Origin of the sequence: Pseudoxanthomonas sp. PXM01 (assembly GCF_014851815.1) — a bacterium.
In the GTDB taxonomy this organism is placed as follows: domain Bacteria; phylum Pseudomonadota; class Gammaproteobacteria; order Xanthomonadales; family Xanthomonadaceae; genus Pseudoxanthomonas_A.
Map to the genome: position 1 here is coordinate 303,115 of NZ_JACVAJ010000001.1, position 17,771 is coordinate 320,885.

A 17,771-nucleotide genomic window follows, 5' to 3' on the forward strand; every position below is an offset into this window, starting at 1 on the left:
CGCGATCAGTCGGCGGGCGCCAGGAAGGCGCGGATGGCTGGCCAGTAGGACGGATCCGACGACAGGTCGTCGTGTCCGGCATGCGGAAAGTCGACCACCTGCGCCTGTCCCTTGTATGTCGCCAGCAGCCGGTCGGTGTGCGGGGGCGGTACCACTGCATCCCGGCCGGCGCGTAGCGCGAGCAGCTTCCCGTGGTGGCCGGGCAGTCGTGCGACGGAGTCGTAGCGGTCCTTCAGCAGCAGGCGGACCGGGAAGGCCGGATAGTGCGATTGCGCGACGGCGGCCAGGCTGTCGAACGGCGTGACCAGCACCAGATTCCGGACGGGGCGCTCCGCCGCCACGTACGTTGCCACGCCACTCCCCAGGCTGCGGCCGATCACGGCCACGTCGCCCCCCGTATGGCGCCCCGCGATGTCGTCAAACACTGCGTGCGCATCGGCCAGCAGCGCTGCGTCCGAGGGTTCACCGTCGCTCGCGCCGTAGCCTCGGTGGGCTACCAGATAAACCGTGCGGGACGGCAGCCACTGGGCAAATACACCGCGGTTGGCCTGCAACGCTTCGGCATTGCCACCGAAGTAAAGCACCGCGTCCCGGTGACCGGGATTGACGGTCCAGCCCCGCAGGACGGCGTCGGGTCGGGAGATCGCGAAATCGGTCTGGTCCGCAGCGACCCGGGTGAACTGCGGGTAGTAGATCAACCGGCGCTGCTGCAGGTAGAGCAGGGCGCACAAGGCCAGATACACCGCCAGCAGGGCAAGGGCGACCCACAGGAGCATGCGGCGGACGCGGCGCTCAGCCATGGCGCTCCTGCGCGGCCTTGAAGGCGGCCAGCTGCTCCGGCGTGGCCTCGCGCTGGTGCTTCGCCTTCCAGTCCGCGAACGGCATGCCATAGACGCGCTCGCGCGCCTGCTCCTTGTCCATCGCGATGCCCGCATCCACCGCGGCGTCGCGGTACCAGTCGGCCAGGCAGTTGCGGCAGAAGCCGGCGAGGATCATCAGGTCGATGTTCTGCACGTCCGGACGGTCCTGGTTGAGGTGTTGCAGCAGGCGGCGGAACGCAGCGGCGTCGAGGGCGGTCGTGTCTGTCATGGGTGCGGGTCGCGCTGGGGTGGGGTAATCGGGGACAATACGCGCCGACTCTACACCGCCCCTTCCCATGACTGCCCGAATCCTGGACGGCCGCCGCATCGCCGAGAACCTGCTGGACGAACTGAAAGTCCGGGTCGACGTGCGCGTGGCGGCGGGTCTCGGCAGGCCGGGCCTGGCGGTGGTGCTGGTGGGCGGCGATCCGGCCTCCACGGTCTACGTGCGCAACAAGCGACGCGCGGCCGAGAAAGTCGGTATCGAGGCGTTCGACTACGACCTGCCCGCGGGCACGTCCGAGGCGCAATTGCTCGCGCTGATCGACCAGCTGAATGCCGATCCCAAGATCCACGGCATCCTGGTGCAGCTGCCGCTGCCGGGCATCCCCGATGCCACGCGCCTGATCGAGCGGATCGATCCGCGCAAGGACGTGGACGGCTTCCATCCCGCCAATGTCGGCCATCTGGCACTGCGCCAGTTCGGCCTGCGCCCCTGCACGCCGCGCGGCATCACTACGCTGCTGGGCTATACCGACCAGCCGGTGCGCGGTCGCAACGCGACCATCGTCGGCGTCAGCAACCATGTGGGCCGGCCGATGGCGATGGAACTGCTGATTGCGGGTTGCACGGTGACCAGCTGCCACAAATTCACCCCGCGCGAGGTGCTGCAGGCCCGGGTCGGCGATGCCGATATCCTGGTCGTGGCCGCGGGCAAGCCGGGCCTGGTACCGGGCGAATGGGTCAAACCGGGCGCCGTGGTCATCGACGTCGGCATCAACCGGCTGGATGACGGGCGGTTGGTGGGCGATGTCGGTTTCGATGCGGCATTCGAGCGCGCCAGCTGGATCACCCCGGTGCCGGGCGGAGTAGGGCCGATGACCGTCGCCACGCTGATGCAGAACACGCTGGAAGCGGCTGAAGCGGGGCTCTGAGTCCGCTGGCCAGCGTTGCGGCCGTCGCACCGGCCCGTTCCATCCGCGACCACCGGACGCAGGCCCATGACCGGCGTTGTGCGGTACAATATCGCGCTTCCCCAACTATCCGGGCCCGCCGATGCTGCGCATCCAGGCTGAAGCACTGACGTACGACGACGTCTCCCTCGTCCCCGCCCATTCCACCGTCCTGCCCAAGGATGTCAGCCTGGAAACGCGCCTGACGCGCGACCTGCGGCTGAAGCTGCCGATCGTCTCGGCCGCCATGGATACCGTCACCGAGGCCCGCCTGGCCATCGCCATGGCCCAACTGGGTGGCATCGGCATCCTGCACAAGAACCTCACCGTCGAACAGCAGGCCGCGGAAGTGGCCAAGGTCAAGAAGTTCGAGGCCGGCGTCATCAAGGAGCCCTTCACCGTCGGGCCCGAGACGACGATCGCCGAGGTGCTCAAGCTCACCCGCGCGCGCAACATCTCCGGCGTGCCGGTCGTCGACGGCGGCCAGCTGGTCGGCATCGTCACCAGCCGCGACATGCGCTTCGAGACCAAGCTCGACGATCCGGTCCGCCACATCATGACCAAGAAGGATCGCCTGGTCACCGTGCGCGAGGGCGCCAGCGACGGCGAGGTGCTGCAGCTGCTGCACAAGCACCGCATCGAGAAGGTGCTGGTGGTCAACGACGCGTTCGACCTGCGCGGCCTGATCACCGTCAAGGACATCCAGAAGAAGACCGACAATCCCAACGCCGCCAAGGACAGCGCCAGCCGCCTCGTCGTCGGTGCCGCGGTGGGCGTCGGCGGCGATACCGACCAGCGCGTCGAAGCCCTGGTCGCCGCGGGCGTGGACGTCATCATCGTCGACACCGCGCACGGCCATTCGCAGGGCGTGCTGGACCGCGTCAGCTGGGTCAAGAAGCGCTTCCCGTCGTTGCAGGTCATTGGCGGCAACATCGTTACCGGCGACGCCGCGCTGGCACTGATGGACGCCGGTGCCGACGCAGTGAAGGTCGGCGTGGGTCCGGGCTCCATCTGCACCACCCGCATGGTGGCCGGCGTGGGCGTGCCGCAGATCACCGCGATCGACATGGTCGCCGAGGCGCTGCAGGACCGCATCCCGCTGATCGCCGACGGCGGCATCCGCTACTCGGGCGACATCGGCAAGGCGATCGCCGCCGGTGCGTCGACGGTGATGATCGGTGGACTGTTCGCCGGCACCGAGGAAGCCCCGGGCGAAGTCGAACTGTTCCAGGGCCGCAGCTACAAGAGCTACCGCGGCATGGGCAGCCTGGGCGCGATGGAGAAGGGGTCCAAGGACCGCTACTTCCAGGACGCCAGCGACGCCGACAAGCTGGTGCCGGAAGGCATCGAAGGTCGCGTGCCGTATCGCGGCTCGGTCGGCGGCATCATCCACCAGCTGGTCGGCGGCCTGCGCGCCACGATGGGCTACGTGGGCTGCGCCACCATCGAAGACATGCGCAGCAAGCCCAAGTTCGTCGTCATCACCGGCGCGGGCCAGCGCGAAAGCCACGTGCACGACGTGCAGATCACCAAAGAGCCGCCGAACTACCGGATGGGCTGATCGTTATCAGAGAAGGGAGACGCCAGCGTTTCCCTTCTTCGTTTACAGCTGCAGGACACCATGACGAATATCCACACCGACAAGATCCTCATCCTCGACTTCGGCGCGCAGTACACGCAGCTGATCGCCCGCCGCATCCGCGAAATCGGCGTCTACTGCGAAATCTGGGCGTGGGACCACGATCCGGAAGAGATCGCGAAGTTCGGCGCCAAGGGCATCATCCTGTCGGGCGGCCCAGAGTCCACGACGCAGCACGGAGCTCCCGCGGCGCCGCAGCAGGTATTCGACAGCGGCCTGCCGATCCTGGGCATCTGCTACGGCATGCAGACGCTGGCCGCGCAGCTGGGCGGCGCGACGGAAGCTGCCGATGCGCGCGAGTTCGGCCATGCCGAACTGCAACTGGTCGCGCACGACGCGCTGCTCGGCGGCCTGAGCGACCATCAGGGCGAGCCGCGCATCGATGTGTGGATGAGCCACGGCGACCACGTCGCCAAGGCCCCGCCGGGCTGGACGATCACCGCCACCACCGACCGCATCCCGGTCGCGGCGATGGCGCTGGAAGAGAAGCAGTGGTACGGCGTGCAGTTCCATCCGGAAGTGACGCATACCAAGCAGGGCCAGACGCTGCTGCGCCGCTTCGTGGCTGATATCTGCGGCTGCAAGACGCTGTGGACGGCGGCGAACATCATTGACGACCAGATCGCCCGCGTGCGCGAGCTGGTCGGCTCTGACGAGGTGATCCTTGGCCTGTCCGGTGGCGTCGACTCCTCGGTCGTCGCCGCGCTGCTGCACAAGGCGATCGGCGAACAGCTGACCTGCGTGTTCGTCGACACCGGCCTGCTGCGCTGGCAGGAAGGCGACCAGGTGATGGCGATGTTCGCCGAGCACATGGGCGTGAAGGTCGTGCGCGTGAACGCCGCCGACCGCTATTTCACCGCACTGGAAGGCGTCGCCGATCCGGAAGCCAAGCGCAAGATCATCGGCAACCTATTTGTCGAGATCTTCGAGGAAGAGTCGAACAAGCTGAAGAATGCCAAGTGGCTGGCGCAGGGCACGATCTACCCGGACGTGATCGAGTCGGCCGGCAGCAAGACCGGCAAGGCACACGTCATCAAGAGCCACCACAACGTCGGCGGTCTGCCGGAGCACATGAAGCTCGGTCTGGTCGAACCGCTGCGCGAGCTGTTCAAGGACGAAGTGCGCCGCCTTGGCGTCGAGCTCGGCCTGCCGCGCACGATGGTCTACCGCCATCCGTTCCCGGGCCCGGGCCTGGGCGTACGCATCCTGGGCGAAGTGAAGCCCGAGTACGCCGAGCTGCTGGCCAAGGCTGACGCCATCTTCATCGATGAACTGCGCAAGGCCGACCTGTACGACAAGACCTCGCAGGCCTTCGCGGTATTCCTGCCGGTCAAGTCGGTGGGCGTGGTCGGCGACGCGCGTGCCTACGAGTGGGTCATCGCGCTGCGGGCGGTCGAGACGATCGACTTCATGACCGCGCACTGGGCGCACCTGCCGTACGAGTTCCTCGGCACGGTCAGCAATCGCATCATCAACGAACTGCGCGGCATCTCGCGCGTGGTCTACGACATCTCGGGCAAGCCGCCGGCCACGATCGAGTGGGAATGATGGATTGCCGCGGCTTGTGACGGCCGCGGCAATGAAGCCGCCGCCGGGCGCAGGCCCGGCGATCAGCTCGGCATTACTGGATGGTGGTGTTGTCCGTCTGGGTCAGGCAGGACTCGAAGCCCGACACCTCGATGCCCACGGACGTGTTGCCCTTGCACAGTGCGGGTTGGCCCGACAGGCCCGAGACACCGGGCTCGCGCATCATCAGCGCATTGTTGATCAACTGGCCGCCCGTGGTGTTCGCGCCCTGCGCCCAGCCACTCAACCAGATGGCGATGGCATGCGTGTCCGTGCGCCGCCGCAGATCCATCACATGGTTGTTGACCAGTCGCGGATTGGTCGAGCCGGAAATCATGAGGCCCACCAGCAGATAGTCCGCCGTCAGGCCCGCGACCGTGTTGTTGATCGCCTCCTGACCGGTCGCCGAGATCGCGGGCGAGTAGGGCATCAGGCTGATCCCGACGACCTGGTAGGCGGCGCTGGGCAGGATGTTGGACACACGGTTGTTCACCACGCGCGCGTTGTGTCCCCAGACCATGATGCCGTCGGACAACACGTTCTCGACCCGGTTGTTGAGGATCTGGGTGTTGCTGCCTTCATGGCCCGCACTGATGCCGCGATCGAAGTTCCTGACGATGCAGTTCTGCACGGTGACGTTCTGCAGTCCCGACATGCCCGCGATACCGTCCGAACCGGGCGATTGCGTCGCGGCCTGGATGCTGCGGCCCCGGCAGTTCAGCACGACGTCGCTGGAGGCGATGTGGATGCCGTAATGGCTCTGGACGACGGCGTTGCTGCGCAGGCAATAGTGGCCTGGTGCCGTGATCGTGTAGGGCAGTGACGTGATGATGGTGGAGCAGGTGCCTGCGGTGGTGGCGTCCTGTGCGAAGGCCGGAGTGCCCAGGGCGGCCAGGGCGAATACCGCTGCGAGTTTCCCAAACATTTGCGCATCCTTGTGATCGGTTGATGGTGTGGGAGCGCACGCACACCGGCGCCCCCGCTCGCGCGGGCCGTCGGCCTTGGTATCGTCCCCGCGCCGATTCTATCCCTGCCTCAGGGCCTGCGTGATGGCAGCGCGTTGTGCGCCGCGGCAACGCAGGCGACAATCCCGGCATGGCTCCAGGACGATCCCCCGGATGAGTGGCATCGACGACGAACACTGGATGCGCCAGGCCTTTGCGTTGGCGGATCGCGCTCAACAGGAATTCGACGAGATTCCGGTCGGCGCGGTGCTGGTGGATGCCGGAGGACAGGTGCTGGGCGAGGGCTGGAACCGCAACATCGTCGACCACGATCCCACCGCACATGCCGAAGTCGTGGCGATGCGCGAGGCGGGCAGGGTGCTGGGCAATCATCGGCTGGTGGGTTGCACGCTGTACGTCACGCTGGAGCCGTGCGCGATGTGCGCGATGGCGCTGGTGCATGCGCGCGTGGCGCGGGTGGTGTACGGCGCCACCGATCCCAAGACCGGCGCCTGCGGCAGCGTCTTCGACCTGGTCGCGGATCCGCGCCACAACCACCGCATCGAGGTCGTCGGCGGCGTACTGGGCGAAGATGCCGGGCGCCGTCTGACCAACTATTTCCGCGCCAAGCGCGGTCGGCCACTGGTCTAGGGTGTCGGGAACTTCCGCTTGACCTTGCGGTGATCCATCTCTTCGTTGATCGCAGTCACCGCCAGCGTGGACTCGCGCGCAAGCAGCAGGCTTGCCGCCAGCATCGCCACCACGCCCAGGGCAGCCAGCCATGTGGGCAGCGAGCCCAGCTTGTGGCCTGAGAACGTATCGACCGCCACCGCCAGACTGGTACCGACGAAGCAGCTGATCGCTGCGTAAAGCAACTGGCCGGCACGCAGGATGATCAGGCTACGCAGGCGTTGCAGTGCGATGCGTTTCTCCAGCAGCGAGCGCTCGACCTCCTCTTCGGCCTCGGCCAGTTCACGCAACAGGGTGCGGGCCCGATCGATGATGCGTGCCAGCCGGTTGTTGGCCGACAACAGCAGCGACGCCGTCGCGGTCAGGAAGAATGCGGGCGCGAGCATCGCGGTGAGGACGGCATGATCGGTGGATGGGTTCATGGGCCGGTCGCCGGAGTGGTCTGCGTTATGATGACACGATGCGGCCAGTCCGCATTCCCGGCGTGGAATGGCCGGACCTTCTTCCCCGTCATGGACCGCTGCATGGCCTCGAACAACGCGCACACCGACCGTCTGATCTGGATCGACCTGGAAATGACCGGGCTCGATACCGATCGCGACTCCATCCTGGAGATCGCCACGGTGGTCACCGACTCGAAGTTGAACGTGCTGGCGGAAGGGCCCGAATTCGCCATCGCCCACCCCGTCTCGGTGCTGGAGGCGATGGACGACTGGAACCGCAACCAGCATGGCCGTTCGGGCCTGTGGAAGCGGGCGGTGGAGAGCGAGGTGTCGCTGGGGCAGGCGGAAGCGCAGACCGTGGCCTTCCTCAACGAGTGGCTGCCGGCCGGTGCGTCACCGATGTGCGGCAACTCGATCTGCCAGGACCGTCGCTTCCTGCACCGGCTGATGCCGCGGCTGGAGAAGTACTTCCACTACCGCAACCTCGACGTCAGCACGTTGAAGGAACTTGCGCGCCGCTGGGCGCCGCAGGTGCTCGAAGGCGTGCGCAAGCAGGCCAGCCACACCGCGCTGAGCGACGTGCGCGATTCCATCGAAGAGCTGCGTCACTACCGCAAGCACATGGCGGCGCTCGCGGGCGAGTGACGTCACCGGGACGCGAGCTCTGCCGCAGGAATCGACGCAGGATTTGACCTCCTGGAAGCGGCCTGCAGATAATGCCTTGGCCGTCGCAGGGCTTTGATAGGGGCGGCCTGGGCTTCTTGTCGGGGACATCTTGATGCGTATCCAAGCCTGGACCGTCCTGGTCATCGGACTGTGCTGCAATTTCTCCTACGCCACACCCGCGGCACCACAGATCGCACAGGAACTTCCGCGATGCCAACGGCTGCATGGTGACGCGCCCGCGCTACCGGTCGCGGAGGACTACCCCGGCGGCTTTTCGGCCAAGGGTAATGCGTTGACGCCGGCGACCGTGGCCGGTGCCCACACGGTCAATCCGGAAACAGCATCCTGCCTGATCGAGGCTCTTGGCGAGGAACTAGTGGTCATGCAGCCCATGAGCGATGCCGAGGGCATCGTTGATGCATGGTCTCTACCAGGGGTTGGCATGGGTCGCGAGCCGACGTCCGGCGAGCGGGAGGCGTTGCGCAGCCTGTTCGATACCATGATCAAGGGACGAAAGGACCGTCCGGTGCTGGTGTACTGCCATCACACGAGTTGCTTCCTTTCCTACAACGCGATCCTGCATTTGCGTGCGGAGGGCTATACCAATCTGCTGTGGATGCGTGAAGGCACGCGTGGATGGCGAGCAGCGGGTCTGCCGACGGGACTGACCCGGCAGAAGGGAAACCGTCAATGGCCCGACGTCGCGATCCCCGTGGTGACACCGACATTGGGTGACACCAACTACCCTGCCGCTCCGGACCACTACGACGATGCGCGCTGGGTATCGCTGAACGCAGCCGGTTTCGATCGACGCGCGTTCTGTCGGGCCATCGAGTCCGATGATGGCGACGTGGTAGGCGACCATGTGCGTTTCGCTTTTGAAGCCGTACTGGACAAAGCGGCGGGCGTGGATCGTCGCTTGGACAACTCTGTCGCCGCCGCCCGGAAGATACGTGCATTCTGGGTCGCCAATGCCCACCGGATGGAATGCCACGAGCCATTCGTCGGACAATTGAACGCATTCAAGTACGCGCTGTACAAGCGGCACGACTCATTGATCCTTCGTGCTGTCGAGGAGTGGCGGCTACCGGCCCCCGCATTCAACGTCATCGATGCCACGGATGGACGCACCTTGCTGGATTTCATTGCCGATCTACATGCGCGACGCGGCGGACAGTCAGGTCAGGAGGGCTTGCGCATGGCGTATCGGTACCTGTATCGCGCCGGTGCACGCACGCGGGCCGAACTGGAGGCCAGTGGCGTACTTCCAAGAGCTGCCGAACTACAGGCGCGCATCTTGCCATTGTGGCGCGAGCGTGCAGAGGCTGGGGATTCGGGTGCCATGTTCCATCTTTCCCACGTGTATCGACGCGGAGTCCACATAGCCGCCGATCGTGGAGAGGCCGATCGTTGGTGGGACAGAGCGGGAAAGCTCGCGATCGAGCGACGCGATGGCGCTACTTTGGCCAGCATCGGTACCACCTACTATCCGGGCATGTATAGCAAGCCGCACCCCAACGATATCCCCGCCGATCCGGCCAAGGCGTTGCTGTGGATCAAGCGGGCCCAAGCGCTCGATCATCGGGACGGCAACTTATGGATGGGGCGTACTTTCCTGGACGGGGTAGGCAATCCGCGCGACCCGCGTGCAGCCATCCCCTACCTGGAGCGCGCGCATGAGCAGGGTGACTTCAGCGCGGCGGTCAAATGGTTGGCAGTCGCGCACATCCGTCTCAATGAAGGCAGCAAGGCAGCCTACTATCTGCGCAGTCTGCCGCCGATTTCAGACGTGGAAGGCCTACTCGCGGAGGAGTGGTTCGACAGATTGAACGTGGACTTCTGCGGTCCGCGGGCCGGCCTGCCGGAGATCGTCTGCGACGGCACCAATCGGCGCCCGCCAGGAATGCCGTTCGGGAGCTGATGTCCAGCCGTGGCCATCCGTCAATTCGCACTCGTCAGCGGGGCGCTGCAGCATCGCCGTCGTCGGCGACGCCTTTGGTGATGATGTCGGTCAGCGGCGTGCCGTCGCTGTTGTGGTGGTACACGTGCAGGTCGCGTTGCGGATACGGGATGTTGAGGCCGTTGCCGATGATCTCGGTGCGGACGGCTTCGGTGAGGTCGCTCTTCGCGTCGCCGAAGTCGCTCGTGTTCGACCAGGCCTGCAGGATGAGGTCCACGCTGCTTTCGCTCAGTTTCGACACGATCACGCTGGGCGGGGGATCGCGCAGGACGAGGGGGTGATCCTCAGCGATCTGCAGCAGGATCTGTTTGGCGCGTTTCAGGTCGTCGTCGTAGCCGACGCCGACAGCGATGTCGATCCGGCGGTGCGGCTTGGCGGTGAAATTGATGATCGGTGCCGTCGTGATCAGGCTGTTCGGCAGGACGATCAGGCGGTTGTCGGCCGTGCGCATGCGGGTCTGGAAGATGCGCACTTCCTCGATGGTGCCTTCCAGGCCGGCTGCGAGGACGAAATCGCCGTCGCGGAACGGACGAAGCACGATCAGCATGACGCCGGAGGCGATGTTCGACAGTGAATCCTTCAGCGCCAGGCCGACGGCCAGGCCGGCGGCGCCGAGTACCGCAAGCATGGATGTGGGATTCACGCCCAGCGACGTGAGCGCGGTGATGATGACCAGCACCATCATCGCGGCATAGCTCGCGCGGCGCAGGAAGCCACCCAGCGTCGCATCGGCATGCGTGCGGCCGAGCACGCGCTCCAGGCCCGTACTCAGCCGCTTGGCCAGCCACATGCCGACCAGGAAGATGATCACGGCGGCCAGCAGCTTCAGACCCCACGTTTCCAGCAACTGCAGCCAGTCGATACCGCGAAGCTCGCGCATCAGCGCGGCGGGTTCGGTCGGAATCTCGGTGAGGGCGGGCGCGGTGGCGGTTGCTGCGGGTGTGGGCATGGGCACTCCTGAAAAGCAGCACGCCCCATCAGGGGCGTGCCGGGTCTACAGGAAGATGGTAACCGCCTTTGCGTGAAGGAAGTTGCGGTCGCGTCAGCCCGCCTTGGTCTTGGCCAGCCGCAGCCAGGTGTCGACCACAGTGTCGGGATTCAATGACACCGATTCGATACCTTCCGCCATCAGCCACTCGGCGAGGTCCGGATGGTCGCTGGGGCCCTGGCCGCAGATGCCGACATACTTGCCCTTGCTGCGCGCGGCCTTGATGGCCATCGACAGCATCTTCTTCACCGCCGGATTCCGTTCGTCGAACAGGTTGGCGACGATGCTGGAGTCGCGATCCAGGCCCAGCGTCAACTGGGTCAGGTCGTTCGAGCCGATCGAGAAACCATCGAAAATGTCCAGGAACTCCTCGGCCAGCAGGGCGTTCGACGGCACCTCGCACATCATGATGATCTTGAGCCCGTTCTCGCCCTGGCGCAGGCCGTGCTTGGACAGCACCTCGACGACCTTGCGGCCTTCCTCCAGCGTGCGCACGAACGGGATCATCACCCACAGGTTGTCCAGCCCCATCTCGTCGCGGACGCGCCGGACGGCCTGGCATTCCAGCGCGAATGCCGGCTCGAACGACGGATCGACGTAACGGCTGGCGCCGCGGAAGCCGATCATCGGGTTCTCTTCATGCGGCTCGTAGCGCGTGCCGCCGATAAGGTTGGCGTACTCGTTGGACTTGAAGTCCGACAGGCGCACGATGACCGGATGCGGAGCGACCGACGCCGTAATGGTGGCGATGCCTTCCGCCAGCCGGTCCACGTAGAAGCTCACCGGATCGGCATAGCCGGCGGTCTTGGCGTCGATTTTCTTGCGGACGTCGAGGTCCTGGCGGTCGTACTCCAGCAGCGCCAAAGGATGCACGCCGATGTGGCTGGCGATGATCATTTCCAGGCGCGCCAGGCCGATGCCGGCGTTGGGCAACTGGCCGAAATCGAACGCGCGCTCCGGGTTGGCCACGTTCATCATGATCTTCAGCGGCGCCGGCGGCATCGCGGCGAGATCGGTCGTCGTGCGCTCGAAGGGCAGGGCACCGGCATAGATGAAGCCGGTATCGCCCTCGGCGCAGCTGACGGTGACCTCGACGCCATCCTCGATCAGGTCCAGCGCGTTGCCGGTGCCGACGACGGCCGGTACCCCCAGCTCGCGCGCGATGATGGCGGCGTGGCAGGTGCGGCCGCCGCGGTTGGTGACGATGGCGCTGGCGCGCTTCATCACCGGCTCCCAGTCGGGATCGGTCATGTCGGCGACCAGCACGTCGCCGGGCTGTACGCGGCTCATGTCGTCCAGCGAGCGCACCACGCGGGCGACGCCGCTGCCAATCTTCTGGCCGATGGCGCGACCCTCGGCGATCACGTCACCGCGCTTCTCCAGCGCATAGCGTTCGATCTGCGTGGCCTTGGCGCGCGACTTCACCGTTTCCGGGCGCGCCTGCACGATGAACAGCTTGCCGGTCACGCCGTCCTTCGCCCACTCGATGTCCATCGGACGACCGTAGTGCTGCTCGATGACCAGCGCCTGCTTGGACAGCTCGTGCACGTCCTCGTCGGTGATCGAAAAGGTGTTGCGCAGGTTCGCCGGTGTGTCTTCGGTACGCACGCGCTCGCCGGGGACGTCCGAATACACCATCCGCAGCGCCTTGCTGCCCAGCGCACGGCGCAGGATCGCCGGCTTGCCCTGTTTGAGCGTGGGCTTGTAGACATAGAACTCGTCCGGGTTCACCGCGCCCTGCACGACCATCTCGCCCAGGCCGAAGCTGGAGGTGACGAACACCACGTCGCGGAAGCCGGACTCGGTATCCAACGTGAACAGCACGCCCGACGCGCCGACACCCGAGCGCACCATCAGCTGCACGCCGGCGGACAGGAACACGTCTTCGTGCTTGAAGCCGTGGTGCACGCGGTAGGCGATGGCGCGGTCGTTGTAGAGGCTGGCGAAGACTTCCTTCACCTTGTGCACGACATCGTCGGCGCCGGTGACGTTGAGGAAGGTCTCCTGCTGGCCGGCGAACGAGGCATCCGGCAGGTCTTCGGCGGTGGCCGAGGAGCGCACGGCCACCGCGACGTCACCGCCGCCGTTGTCGGCCGAGAGCTTCGCGTAAGCGGCGCGGATGTCGGCGTCCAGGTCGGGCTGCAGCGGGGCGTCGATGACCCAGCCGCGGATTTCCTTGCCGGCCGCCGTCAGCGCGGGCACGGCCTCGACATCCAGCGTGGCCAGCTTGTCGAAGATGCGCTTGGACAGGTCGTTGTGCGCGATGAAGGCCTTGAAGGCCTCCGCCGTGGTCGCATAGCCTCCCGGGACCGAGACGCCGAGGTTGGCCAGATGGCCGATCATTTCGCCCAGCGACGAATTCTTGCCGCCGACGCGGGCCAGGTCAGCCAGGCGCAGCTCATGCAACCACAGGATGTTCTCGTTCAAGCGCAATGCTCCGAAGCAGGCCGCGCCATGCCGATGACCATCGGCGTGGGGTGCCGTGTCCATGGGGAAAGAGGCGATATGATGCAGTGCATACCAATTGCAGACAAGCTTGATCTGACGGGGGTTTCCATGGTGAAGCAGGGAAGGGAAGGGCATGTCTGAGTTGCGCCCCGTGTTCTACGTCTCCGATGGCACCGGTATCACCGCCGAGACCATCGGCCACAGCCTGCTGACCCAGTTCGCCGGGATGCGGTTCCAGACCGACCGGCTGTCCTTCGTCGACGACGAAGAGAAGGCGCGGGACGCGGCGGATCGCATCCGCCGGACCGGGGAGCGGATGGGCGCGCGCCCCATCGTGGTGAGCTCCTGCGTCGATCCGGGCCTGAGCGCGCTCATCGCCGAGAGCGGTGCGCTGATGCTTGATGTGTTTGCGCCGTTCATCGAGCCGCTGGAGCGCGAACTGGGCGAGCAGCGGCAGTCGCGCGTCGGCCAGGCGCACGGTCTGGTCGATTTCGAGACCTACCACCGCCGCATCAACGCGATGAACTTCGCCCTGACCCACGACGACGGCATGGCGGTGAACTACGACGAGGCCGACGTGATCCTGGTGGCGGTGTCCCGCGCGGGCAAGACGCCGACCTGCGTCTATCTGGCGCTGCATTACGGCATCCGCGCGGCCAACTATCCGCTGACCGACGGCGATCTGGAAACCGACCGCCTGCCGGCCCGCCTGCGTCCGTACCGTCGCAAGCTGTTCGCGCTGACCATCGACCCCGATCGCCTGCACCAGATCCGGCAGGAGCGCCGGCCGAACTCCGGCTACGCGAAGATGGAAACTTGCAAGCGCGAGGTCGCGGCCGCCGAAGCGATGTTCCAGGTGGAACGCCTGCCCACGCTCAGCACGACCAACAAGTCGATCGAGGAAATTTCCAGCAAGGTGCTCTCCACGCTGGGTCTGCAGCGGGAAATGTACTGAGGGGAAGGGGACGGCGACCGGCGGGAAACGCACGCCTCGAACCCTTAACTTAGGCCGCACGCGACGGCGCGTCAATGCTGCCGCGATGGCGATCCGGCGTGTAGGATCGACCCATGTCTCAAGCCCTCGCACGTGCAGCGCGCATCCCCCGGCTGGGCCGTTTCGGCTGGCTGATGGCGCTGTATGCGGAGAACCATGCTCGCCTCGTCCGCCTGTTCGCGCCTGAGCACCTGCAGGTGGGCACGTACGTGTCGAGCATCGGCGATGGGCTGGACGTGCGGCTCGAGGTCATCGAGACGCATCGCTACACCGTGGAGCTGCGGTTGACCTACGGCATCTGCGATCCGCTGACCGGTGAGCCGGATCCCTCCGCGTTCGTTCGCCTGTATCGCGACGCGCACCAGGCTGAAGCGACGCACTGCTATGTCGGCAAGCGCTGGCAGGACGTGATCGGTCTGTATCCGCCGCCCGCGGAAGTCATCAGCCATCGCATGCGGATGAACACCTTCCTTGGCAAGTGGCTCGAGTACCTCGGTGAGCAGGGGCACGGCGTCGCCACCCTGCATCCGGTGGGGATCGCACGCGACGTGGCCTGACGCGCGCAGCGCGGTCGGTCAGGCCACGCGGGTAAAACGGATGGCGTTGAGCCGGCGCAGGCCATGGCTGGCGTCGCGCGACATGTTCATCACGTCGACGGCGCCCGATGATTCCAGTTCGAGCAGCCGTTGCGCGACCGCGTCGAACGCAGCCTCGTCCAATCCAAGTGAGCCCGCCGTCCAGCGCGTATCGCGATGGAGGGGCAATTGCGCGATCAGTTCGTCGGCGAGGGTATCGTGCGTCATGGCGGCAACTCCGCGAAGGTCGGAATGCACTTCGACTGCGACAGAAACTGCAACGATCGGCCGCGAGGTGGCGAGCCGGCGTTGCAGCAGCTTGTACGCTGGCACCGGTGAGGTTCTTGTAAAAATGAGCGCAAGCGCGCTCAGTCGCCGAACACCGGACAAAAAAAGGCCCGGTTTCCCGGGCCTTGAAGAGATTGGCGTCCCCACGGGGATTCGAACCCCGGTCGCTACCGTGAAAGGGTAATGTCCTAGGCCTCTAGACGATGGGGACGCACGAAAGTGTTGCCAGATTTTCTTTCCGGACGGCCTATTGTCCGGAAATTGGTGGAGCCAGGCGGGATCGAACCGCCGACCTCCTGCATGCCATGCAGGCGCTCTCCCAGCTGAGCTATGGCCCCACGTGCTGGCAGGAGCGGAATAATAGCCAGCCTCTTTCCGATGCGCAAGCATCCGTTACGAAAAATTTCACGACTGGCGAACGTCGGGGCAGGCGGGTTGAAATAGGCTGATCGGAATCGGCAAGGCATTGCGCTGCGAATGATCGGCTTTTCAGTGAGGGAGTGGTCGGCGTGGGCGCCGGGACTGGTGGATCGCGACGCATGGCGCGCGTGGGCCGCTGCGCCGTGGCTGCCGACGGGCGATGCCACGCCGGCGCTGGCCGAGGTGCCGGCCATGCAGCGGCGACGCATCGAGCGGCTCGGACGCATGGCGATCCAGACCGCGTTCTGGTGCCAGCAGGCGGAGGACAGTGGCCTGCCGCTGGTGTTCGCCTCGCGCCACGGCGATGTGGCGCGTTCGATGGAACTGCTGGAAGCCCTCGCGACGGCGCAACCGCCATCGCCCACCACCTTCGGCCTGTCGGTGCACAACGCGATCGCGGCGCTGTACTCGATCCTGCGGCGCGAGCGAGGCAACTATCTCGCACTGGCCGGCGGCATGGCGACGGTGGAGGCCGCCTGCGTCGAAGCGGCGGCACTGCTGGCCGATGGCGCGCCCGAGGTCATGCTCGTGGTGTATGACGCCCCGTTGCCCCCGGTCTATGCCGGTTTCGCGGACGAGCCCGATGCCGGCTTCGCGTGGTGCTGGCGGATCGGTGGCCGCGATGTTTCCGCTCCGACCTTGACGCTGGAATGGGAGGGCGACGACGGTGGCGGGAGCCCGCTGGCCTCCACGCTGCCGCATGGCCTGGACGTACTGCGTTTCCTCCTGGCGGGGGACGCATCGCTGCGCTGGCATTGCGACGGTTCGGTGTGGCAGTGGCGACGCGATGCGTGACCGCCTCGATCATGCGTGGCGTGTAGCGGGCACCGGCCTGAGCTTCCTCGCGTTCGGGGTGGGCGGTTTGCTCCTCGGGGTATGTGTCCTGCCGCCGATGCTGTGGCTGGTGCGCGACCCGGAACGGCGCCGGCGTTGGTCGCGTCGCATCGTTCAGCGCAGTTTCGCCGCCCATGTCGAGTTCATGCGTCGCATGGGCGTGATGACGTACGAGATCCGGGGGCGGGAACGGTTGGCCCGCGATGGCTTGCTGGTGCTGGCGAACCATCCCACCCTGATCGACGTGGTCCTGCTGGTGTCCCTGCTGCCCAACGCCGACTGCGTGGTGAAGTCCGCGGTGGCCCGCAATCCGTTCATGCGCGGGCCGGTGCGGGCGGCAGGCTACGTGGCCAACGACGACGGCGCCGGCCTGGTGGAGGACTGCATCGCCGCCGTGCGGGCCGGCGGTGCGCTGGTGATCTTCCCCGAGGGCACGCGGACCACCCCGGGGCAACCGTTGAAGCTGCAGCGGGGCGCCGCGAACATCGCCGTGCGGGGCGCGCTGGACATCACGCCCGTGCGGATATCCTGCTCGCCGCTGACGCTTGGGAAAGGGGAGAAGTGGTATCGTGTGCCGCCGGTGCGATTCCATATGGTGATCGATGTTCAGGAAGACCTGCCGATCGCCCCATTCCTGAACGGAGTGGCGGGGGCGGATCCATCGGCGGGGGGAGAGGCGCTGGCAGCCCGGCGGCTCACGGAACATCTGGCCAACTACTTTGCGGGAGATCCATCGCGTGCAGGCACTTGAGCACGAGATCAAGGAATTGATCATTTCGTCGCTGTCGCTGGAAGACATCACGCCCGACGACATCGACACCGGCGCGCCGCTGTTCGTCGAAGGTCTCGGGCTGGACTCGATCGACGCCCTGGAACTCGGGCTGGCGCTGCAGAAGCGCTACGGCGTCGCACTCTCCGCAGACTCGCAGGAAACCCGCCGGCATTTCGCCAGCGTGCGTGCCCTGGCGGATTTCGTCGCCTCGCAGGGCAAGGCCTGAGCAGGGACGGGCAGGACTGGCAAGATGACCAAAAACGAACTTTTCGACCGGATCGTCACGATCCTGCATGACAGCTTCGAGATCGAGCCCGCGCGCATCACGCCGGAGGCTCGGCTCTACGACGACCTCGACATCGACAGCATCGATGCGGTGGACCTGATCGTGCAGCTCAAGCCCTTGCTTGGGCGCAGCCTGCAGCCCGAGGCTTTCAAGTCGGTGCGCACGGTGCAGGACATCGTGGACGTGCTGTACGGCCTGATTCGCGACCAAGCTGCCTGAGCGCAGG

19 protein-coding genes and 2 tRNA genes are annotated in these 17,771 nt (G+C 66.1%); 12 read left to right on the top strand and 9 right to left on the bottom strand.

Features of this window, described 5'->3' with window-relative positions; translation table 11 throughout:
• Window positions 1-5: 5 nt before the first annotated feature.
• Entirely contained in the window at window positions 6-800 is a 795-nt protein-coding gene (locus IB230_RS01370) for an alpha/beta fold hydrolase (protein WP_225589117.1), read from the bottom strand.
• Complete coding sequence (locus tag IB230_RS01375) at window positions 793-1,089, bottom strand: DUF1244 domain-containing protein (protein ID WP_192268001.1); 297 nt, start codon at window positions 1,087-1,089, stop codon at window positions 793-795. The genes IB230_RS01370 and IB230_RS01375 overlap by 8 nt, the downstream gene beginning before the upstream one ends.
• A 67-nt stretch (window positions 1,090-1,156) precedes the next feature.
• Here IB230_RS01375 and folD point away from each other — a divergent pair, with 67 nt between their 5' ends.
• The 3 genes from folD to guaA all read left to right on the top strand — a co-directional run bounded on the left by folD (window position 1,157) and on the right by guaA (window position 5,219).
• Entirely contained in the window at window positions 1,157-2,014 is an 858-nt protein-coding gene (gene folD / locus IB230_RS01380) for a bifunctional methylenetetrahydrofolate dehydrogenase/methenyltetrahydrofolate cyclohydrolase FolD (protein ID WP_192268003.1), read from the top strand.
• A 121-nt stretch (window positions 2,015-2,135) separates the two neighbouring features.
• The gene (guaB, locus tag IB230_RS01385) at window positions 2,136-3,593 is read left to right on the top strand and encodes an IMP dehydrogenase (protein ID WP_192268005.1); all 1,458 of its coding nucleotides are present in this window, start codon (window positions 2,136-2,138) and stop codon (window positions 3,591-3,593) included.
• A 60-nt stretch (window positions 3,594-3,653) separates the two neighbouring features.
• Window positions 3,654-5,219, top strand: a complete 1,566-nt coding sequence (guaA, locus tag IB230_RS01390; RefSeq protein ID WP_192268007.1) for a glutamine-hydrolyzing GMP synthase — start codon at window positions 3,654-3,656, stop codon at window positions 5,217-5,219.
• A 73-nt stretch (window positions 5,220-5,292) separates the two neighbouring features.
• Here the strand turns inward: guaA and IB230_RS01395 are convergent, their stop codons facing one another.
• Window positions 5,293-6,162, bottom strand: coding sequence for a right-handed parallel beta-helix repeat-containing protein (locus IB230_RS01395; RefSeq protein ID WP_192268010.1), 870 nt, complete (start codon window positions 6,160-6,162; stop codon window positions 5,293-5,295).
• Window positions 6,163-6,355: 193 nt separating this feature from the next.
• Here IB230_RS01395 and tadA point away from each other — a divergent pair, with 193 nt between their 5' ends.
• A complete protein-coding gene (gene tadA, locus IB230_RS01400) occupies window positions 6,356-6,832 on the top strand; it encodes a tRNA adenosine(34) deaminase TadA (RefSeq protein ID WP_192268011.1) in 477 nt (158 codons plus the stop codon).
• Here the strand turns inward: tadA and IB230_RS01405 are convergent.
• A complete protein-coding gene (locus IB230_RS01405; RefSeq protein ID WP_192268013.1) occupies window positions 6,829-7,293 on the bottom strand; it encodes a DUF2721 domain-containing protein in 465 nt (154 codons plus the stop codon). The genes tadA and IB230_RS01405 overlap by 4 nt on opposite strands.
• Window positions 7,294-7,395: 102 nt before the next feature.
• On the opposite strand from IB230_RS01405, the gene orn reads away from it, so the two are divergent.
• Both orn and IB230_RS01415 read left to right on the top strand, forming a co-directional pair.
• Window positions 7,396-7,959 carry an oligoribonuclease gene (gene orn / locus IB230_RS01410; protein ID WP_192268015.1) on the top strand — a complete coding sequence of 188 codons (564 nt, stop codon included), beginning with the start codon at window positions 7,396-7,398 and terminating at the stop codon, window positions 7,957-7,959.
• Window positions 7,960-8,092: 133 nt separating this feature from the next.
• A complete protein-coding gene (locus IB230_RS01415) occupies window positions 8,093-9,901 on the top strand; it encodes a hypothetical protein (protein WP_192268017.1) in 1,809 nt (602 codons plus the stop codon).
• A gap of 34 nt (window positions 9,902-9,935) precedes the next feature.
• Here IB230_RS01415 and IB230_RS01420 read toward each other — a convergent pair whose 3' ends face one another.
• Window positions 9,936-10,889: a mechanosensitive ion channel domain-containing protein gene (locus IB230_RS01420; protein WP_192268019.1), complete on the bottom strand. Its 954-nt coding sequence runs from the start codon at window positions 10,887-10,889 to the stop codon at window positions 9,936-9,938.
• Between the two features lie 93 nt (window positions 10,890-10,982).
• The gene (ppsA, locus tag IB230_RS01425) at window positions 10,983-13,355 is read right to left on the bottom strand and encodes a phosphoenolpyruvate synthase (protein ID WP_192268021.1); all 2,373 of its coding nucleotides are present in this window, start codon (window positions 13,353-13,355) and stop codon (window positions 10,983-10,985) included.
• A gap of 154 nt (window positions 13,356-13,509) precedes the next feature.
• On the opposite strand from ppsA, the gene IB230_RS01430 reads away from it, so the two are divergent.
• Both IB230_RS01430 and IB230_RS01435 read left to right on the top strand, forming a co-directional pair.
• Window positions 13,510-14,331: a pyruvate, water dikinase regulatory protein gene (locus IB230_RS01430; RefSeq protein ID WP_192268023.1), complete on the top strand. Its 822-nt coding sequence runs from the start codon at window positions 13,510-13,512 to the stop codon at window positions 14,329-14,331.
• 113 nt (window positions 14,332-14,444) lie between these two features.
• Window positions 14,445-14,927 (top strand): DUF1249 domain-containing protein, encoded by a 483-nt coding sequence (locus tag IB230_RS01435; protein WP_192268025.1) that lies wholly within the window; start codon window positions 14,445-14,447, stop codon window positions 14,925-14,927.
• Between the two features lie 18 nt (window positions 14,928-14,945).
• Here the strand turns inward: IB230_RS01435 and IB230_RS01440 are convergent, their stop codons facing one another.
• From IB230_RS01440 to IB230_RS01450, 3 genes are all read right to left on the bottom strand, one after another.
• Entirely contained in the window at window positions 14,946-15,173 is a 228-nt protein-coding gene (locus tag IB230_RS01440; RefSeq protein ID WP_192268027.1) for a hypothetical protein, read from the bottom strand.
• 195 nt (window positions 15,174-15,368) lie between these two features.
• Window positions 15,369-15,444: transfer RNA gene (locus IB230_RS01445), tRNA-Glu, on the bottom strand.
• A 51-nt stretch (window positions 15,445-15,495) separates the two neighbouring features.
• A tRNA-Ala gene (locus IB230_RS01450) sits at window positions 15,496-15,571 on the bottom strand.
• A 139-nt stretch (window positions 15,572-15,710) separates the two neighbouring features.
• On the opposite strand from IB230_RS01450, the gene IB230_RS01455 reads away from it, so the two are divergent.
• The 4 genes from IB230_RS01455 to IB230_RS01470 are packed head-to-tail and all read left to right on the top strand — an operon-like array spanning window position 15,711 to window position 17,764.
• Window positions 15,711-16,448 carry a beta-ketoacyl synthase chain length factor gene (locus tag IB230_RS01455; protein WP_192268029.1) on the top strand — a complete coding sequence of 246 codons (738 nt, stop codon included), beginning with the start codon at window positions 15,711-15,713 and terminating at the stop codon, window positions 16,446-16,448.
• Window positions 16,441-17,238: a lysophospholipid acyltransferase family protein gene (locus IB230_RS01460; protein ID WP_192268031.1), complete on the top strand. Its 798-nt coding sequence runs from the start codon at window positions 16,441-16,443 to the stop codon at window positions 17,236-17,238. Before IB230_RS01455 ends, IB230_RS01460 begins: the two co-directional genes overlap by 8 nt.
• Entirely contained in the window at window positions 17,225-17,485 is a 261-nt protein-coding gene (locus tag IB230_RS01465) for a phosphopantetheine-binding protein (protein ID WP_162337822.1), read from the top strand. Before IB230_RS01460 ends, IB230_RS01465 begins: the two co-directional genes overlap by 14 nt.
• A 24-nt stretch (window positions 17,486-17,509) precedes the next feature.
• Window positions 17,510-17,764 carry an acyl carrier protein gene (locus IB230_RS01470; RefSeq protein WP_192268033.1) on the top strand — a complete coding sequence of 85 codons (255 nt, stop codon included), beginning with the start codon at window positions 17,510-17,512 and terminating at the stop codon, window positions 17,762-17,764.
• Window positions 17,765-17,771 lie beyond the last annotated feature (7 nt).

Bases quoted from the DNA above. Each gene is read 5' to 3' on its own strand.
- IB230_RS01370 (WP_225589117.1), bottom strand. From the start codon at position 800: ATGGCTGAGCGCCGCGTCCGCCGCATGCTCCTGTGGGTCGCCCTTGCC.
- IB230_RS01395 (WP_192268010.1), bottom strand. From the start codon at position 6,162: ATGTTTGGGAAACTCGCAGCGGTATTCGCCCTGGCCGCCCTGGGCACT.
- IB230_RS01420 (WP_192268019.1), bottom strand. From the start codon at position 10,889: ATGCCCACACCCGCAGCAACCGCCACCGCGCCCGCCCTCACCGAGATT.
- IB230_RS01435 (WP_192268025.1), top strand. From the start codon at position 14,445: ATGTCTCAAGCCCTCGCACGTGCAGCGCGCATCCCCCGGCTGGGCCGT.
- tadA (WP_192268011.1), top strand. From the start codon at position 6,356: ATGAGTGGCATCGACGACGAACACTGGATGCGCCAGGCCTTTGCGTTG.
- IB230_RS01455 (WP_192268029.1), top strand. From the start codon at position 15,711: ATGATCGGCTTTTCAGTGAGGGAGTGGTCGGCGTGGGCGCCGGGACTG.
- guaB (WP_192268005.1), top strand. From the start codon at position 2,136: ATGCTGCGCATCCAGGCTGAAGCACTGACGTACGACGACGTCTCCCTC.
- IB230_RS01440 (WP_192268027.1), bottom strand. From the start codon at position 15,173: ATGACGCACGATACCCTCGCCGACGAACTGATCGCGCAATTGCCCCTC.
- IB230_RS01415 (WP_192268017.1), top strand. From the start codon at position 8,093: ATGCGTATCCAAGCCTGGACCGTCCTGGTCATCGGACTGTGCTGCAAT.
- orn (WP_192268015.1), top strand. From the start codon at position 7,396: ATGGCCTCGAACAACGCGCACACCGACCGTCTGATCTGGATCGACCTG.
- guaA (WP_192268007.1), top strand. From the start codon at position 3,654: ATGACGAATATCCACACCGACAAGATCCTCATCCTCGACTTCGGCGCG.
- IB230_RS01470 (WP_192268033.1), top strand. From the start codon at position 17,510: ATGACCAAAAACGAACTTTTCGACCGGATCGTCACGATCCTGCATGAC.
- IB230_RS01405 (WP_192268013.1), bottom strand. From the start codon at position 7,293: ATGAACCCATCCACCGATCATGCCGTCCTCACCGCGATGCTCGCGCCC.
- IB230_RS01430 (WP_192268023.1), top strand. From the start codon at position 13,510: ATGTCTGAGTTGCGCCCCGTGTTCTACGTCTCCGATGGCACCGGTATC.
- IB230_RS01460 (WP_192268031.1), top strand. From the start codon at position 16,441: ATGCGTGACCGCCTCGATCATGCGTGGCGTGTAGCGGGCACCGGCCTG.
- folD (WP_192268003.1), top strand. From the start codon at position 1,157: ATGACTGCCCGAATCCTGGACGGCCGCCGCATCGCCGAGAACCTGCTG.
- IB230_RS01375 (WP_192268001.1), bottom strand. From the start codon at position 1,089: ATGACAGACACGACCGCCCTCGACGCCGCTGCGTTCCGCCGCCTGCTG.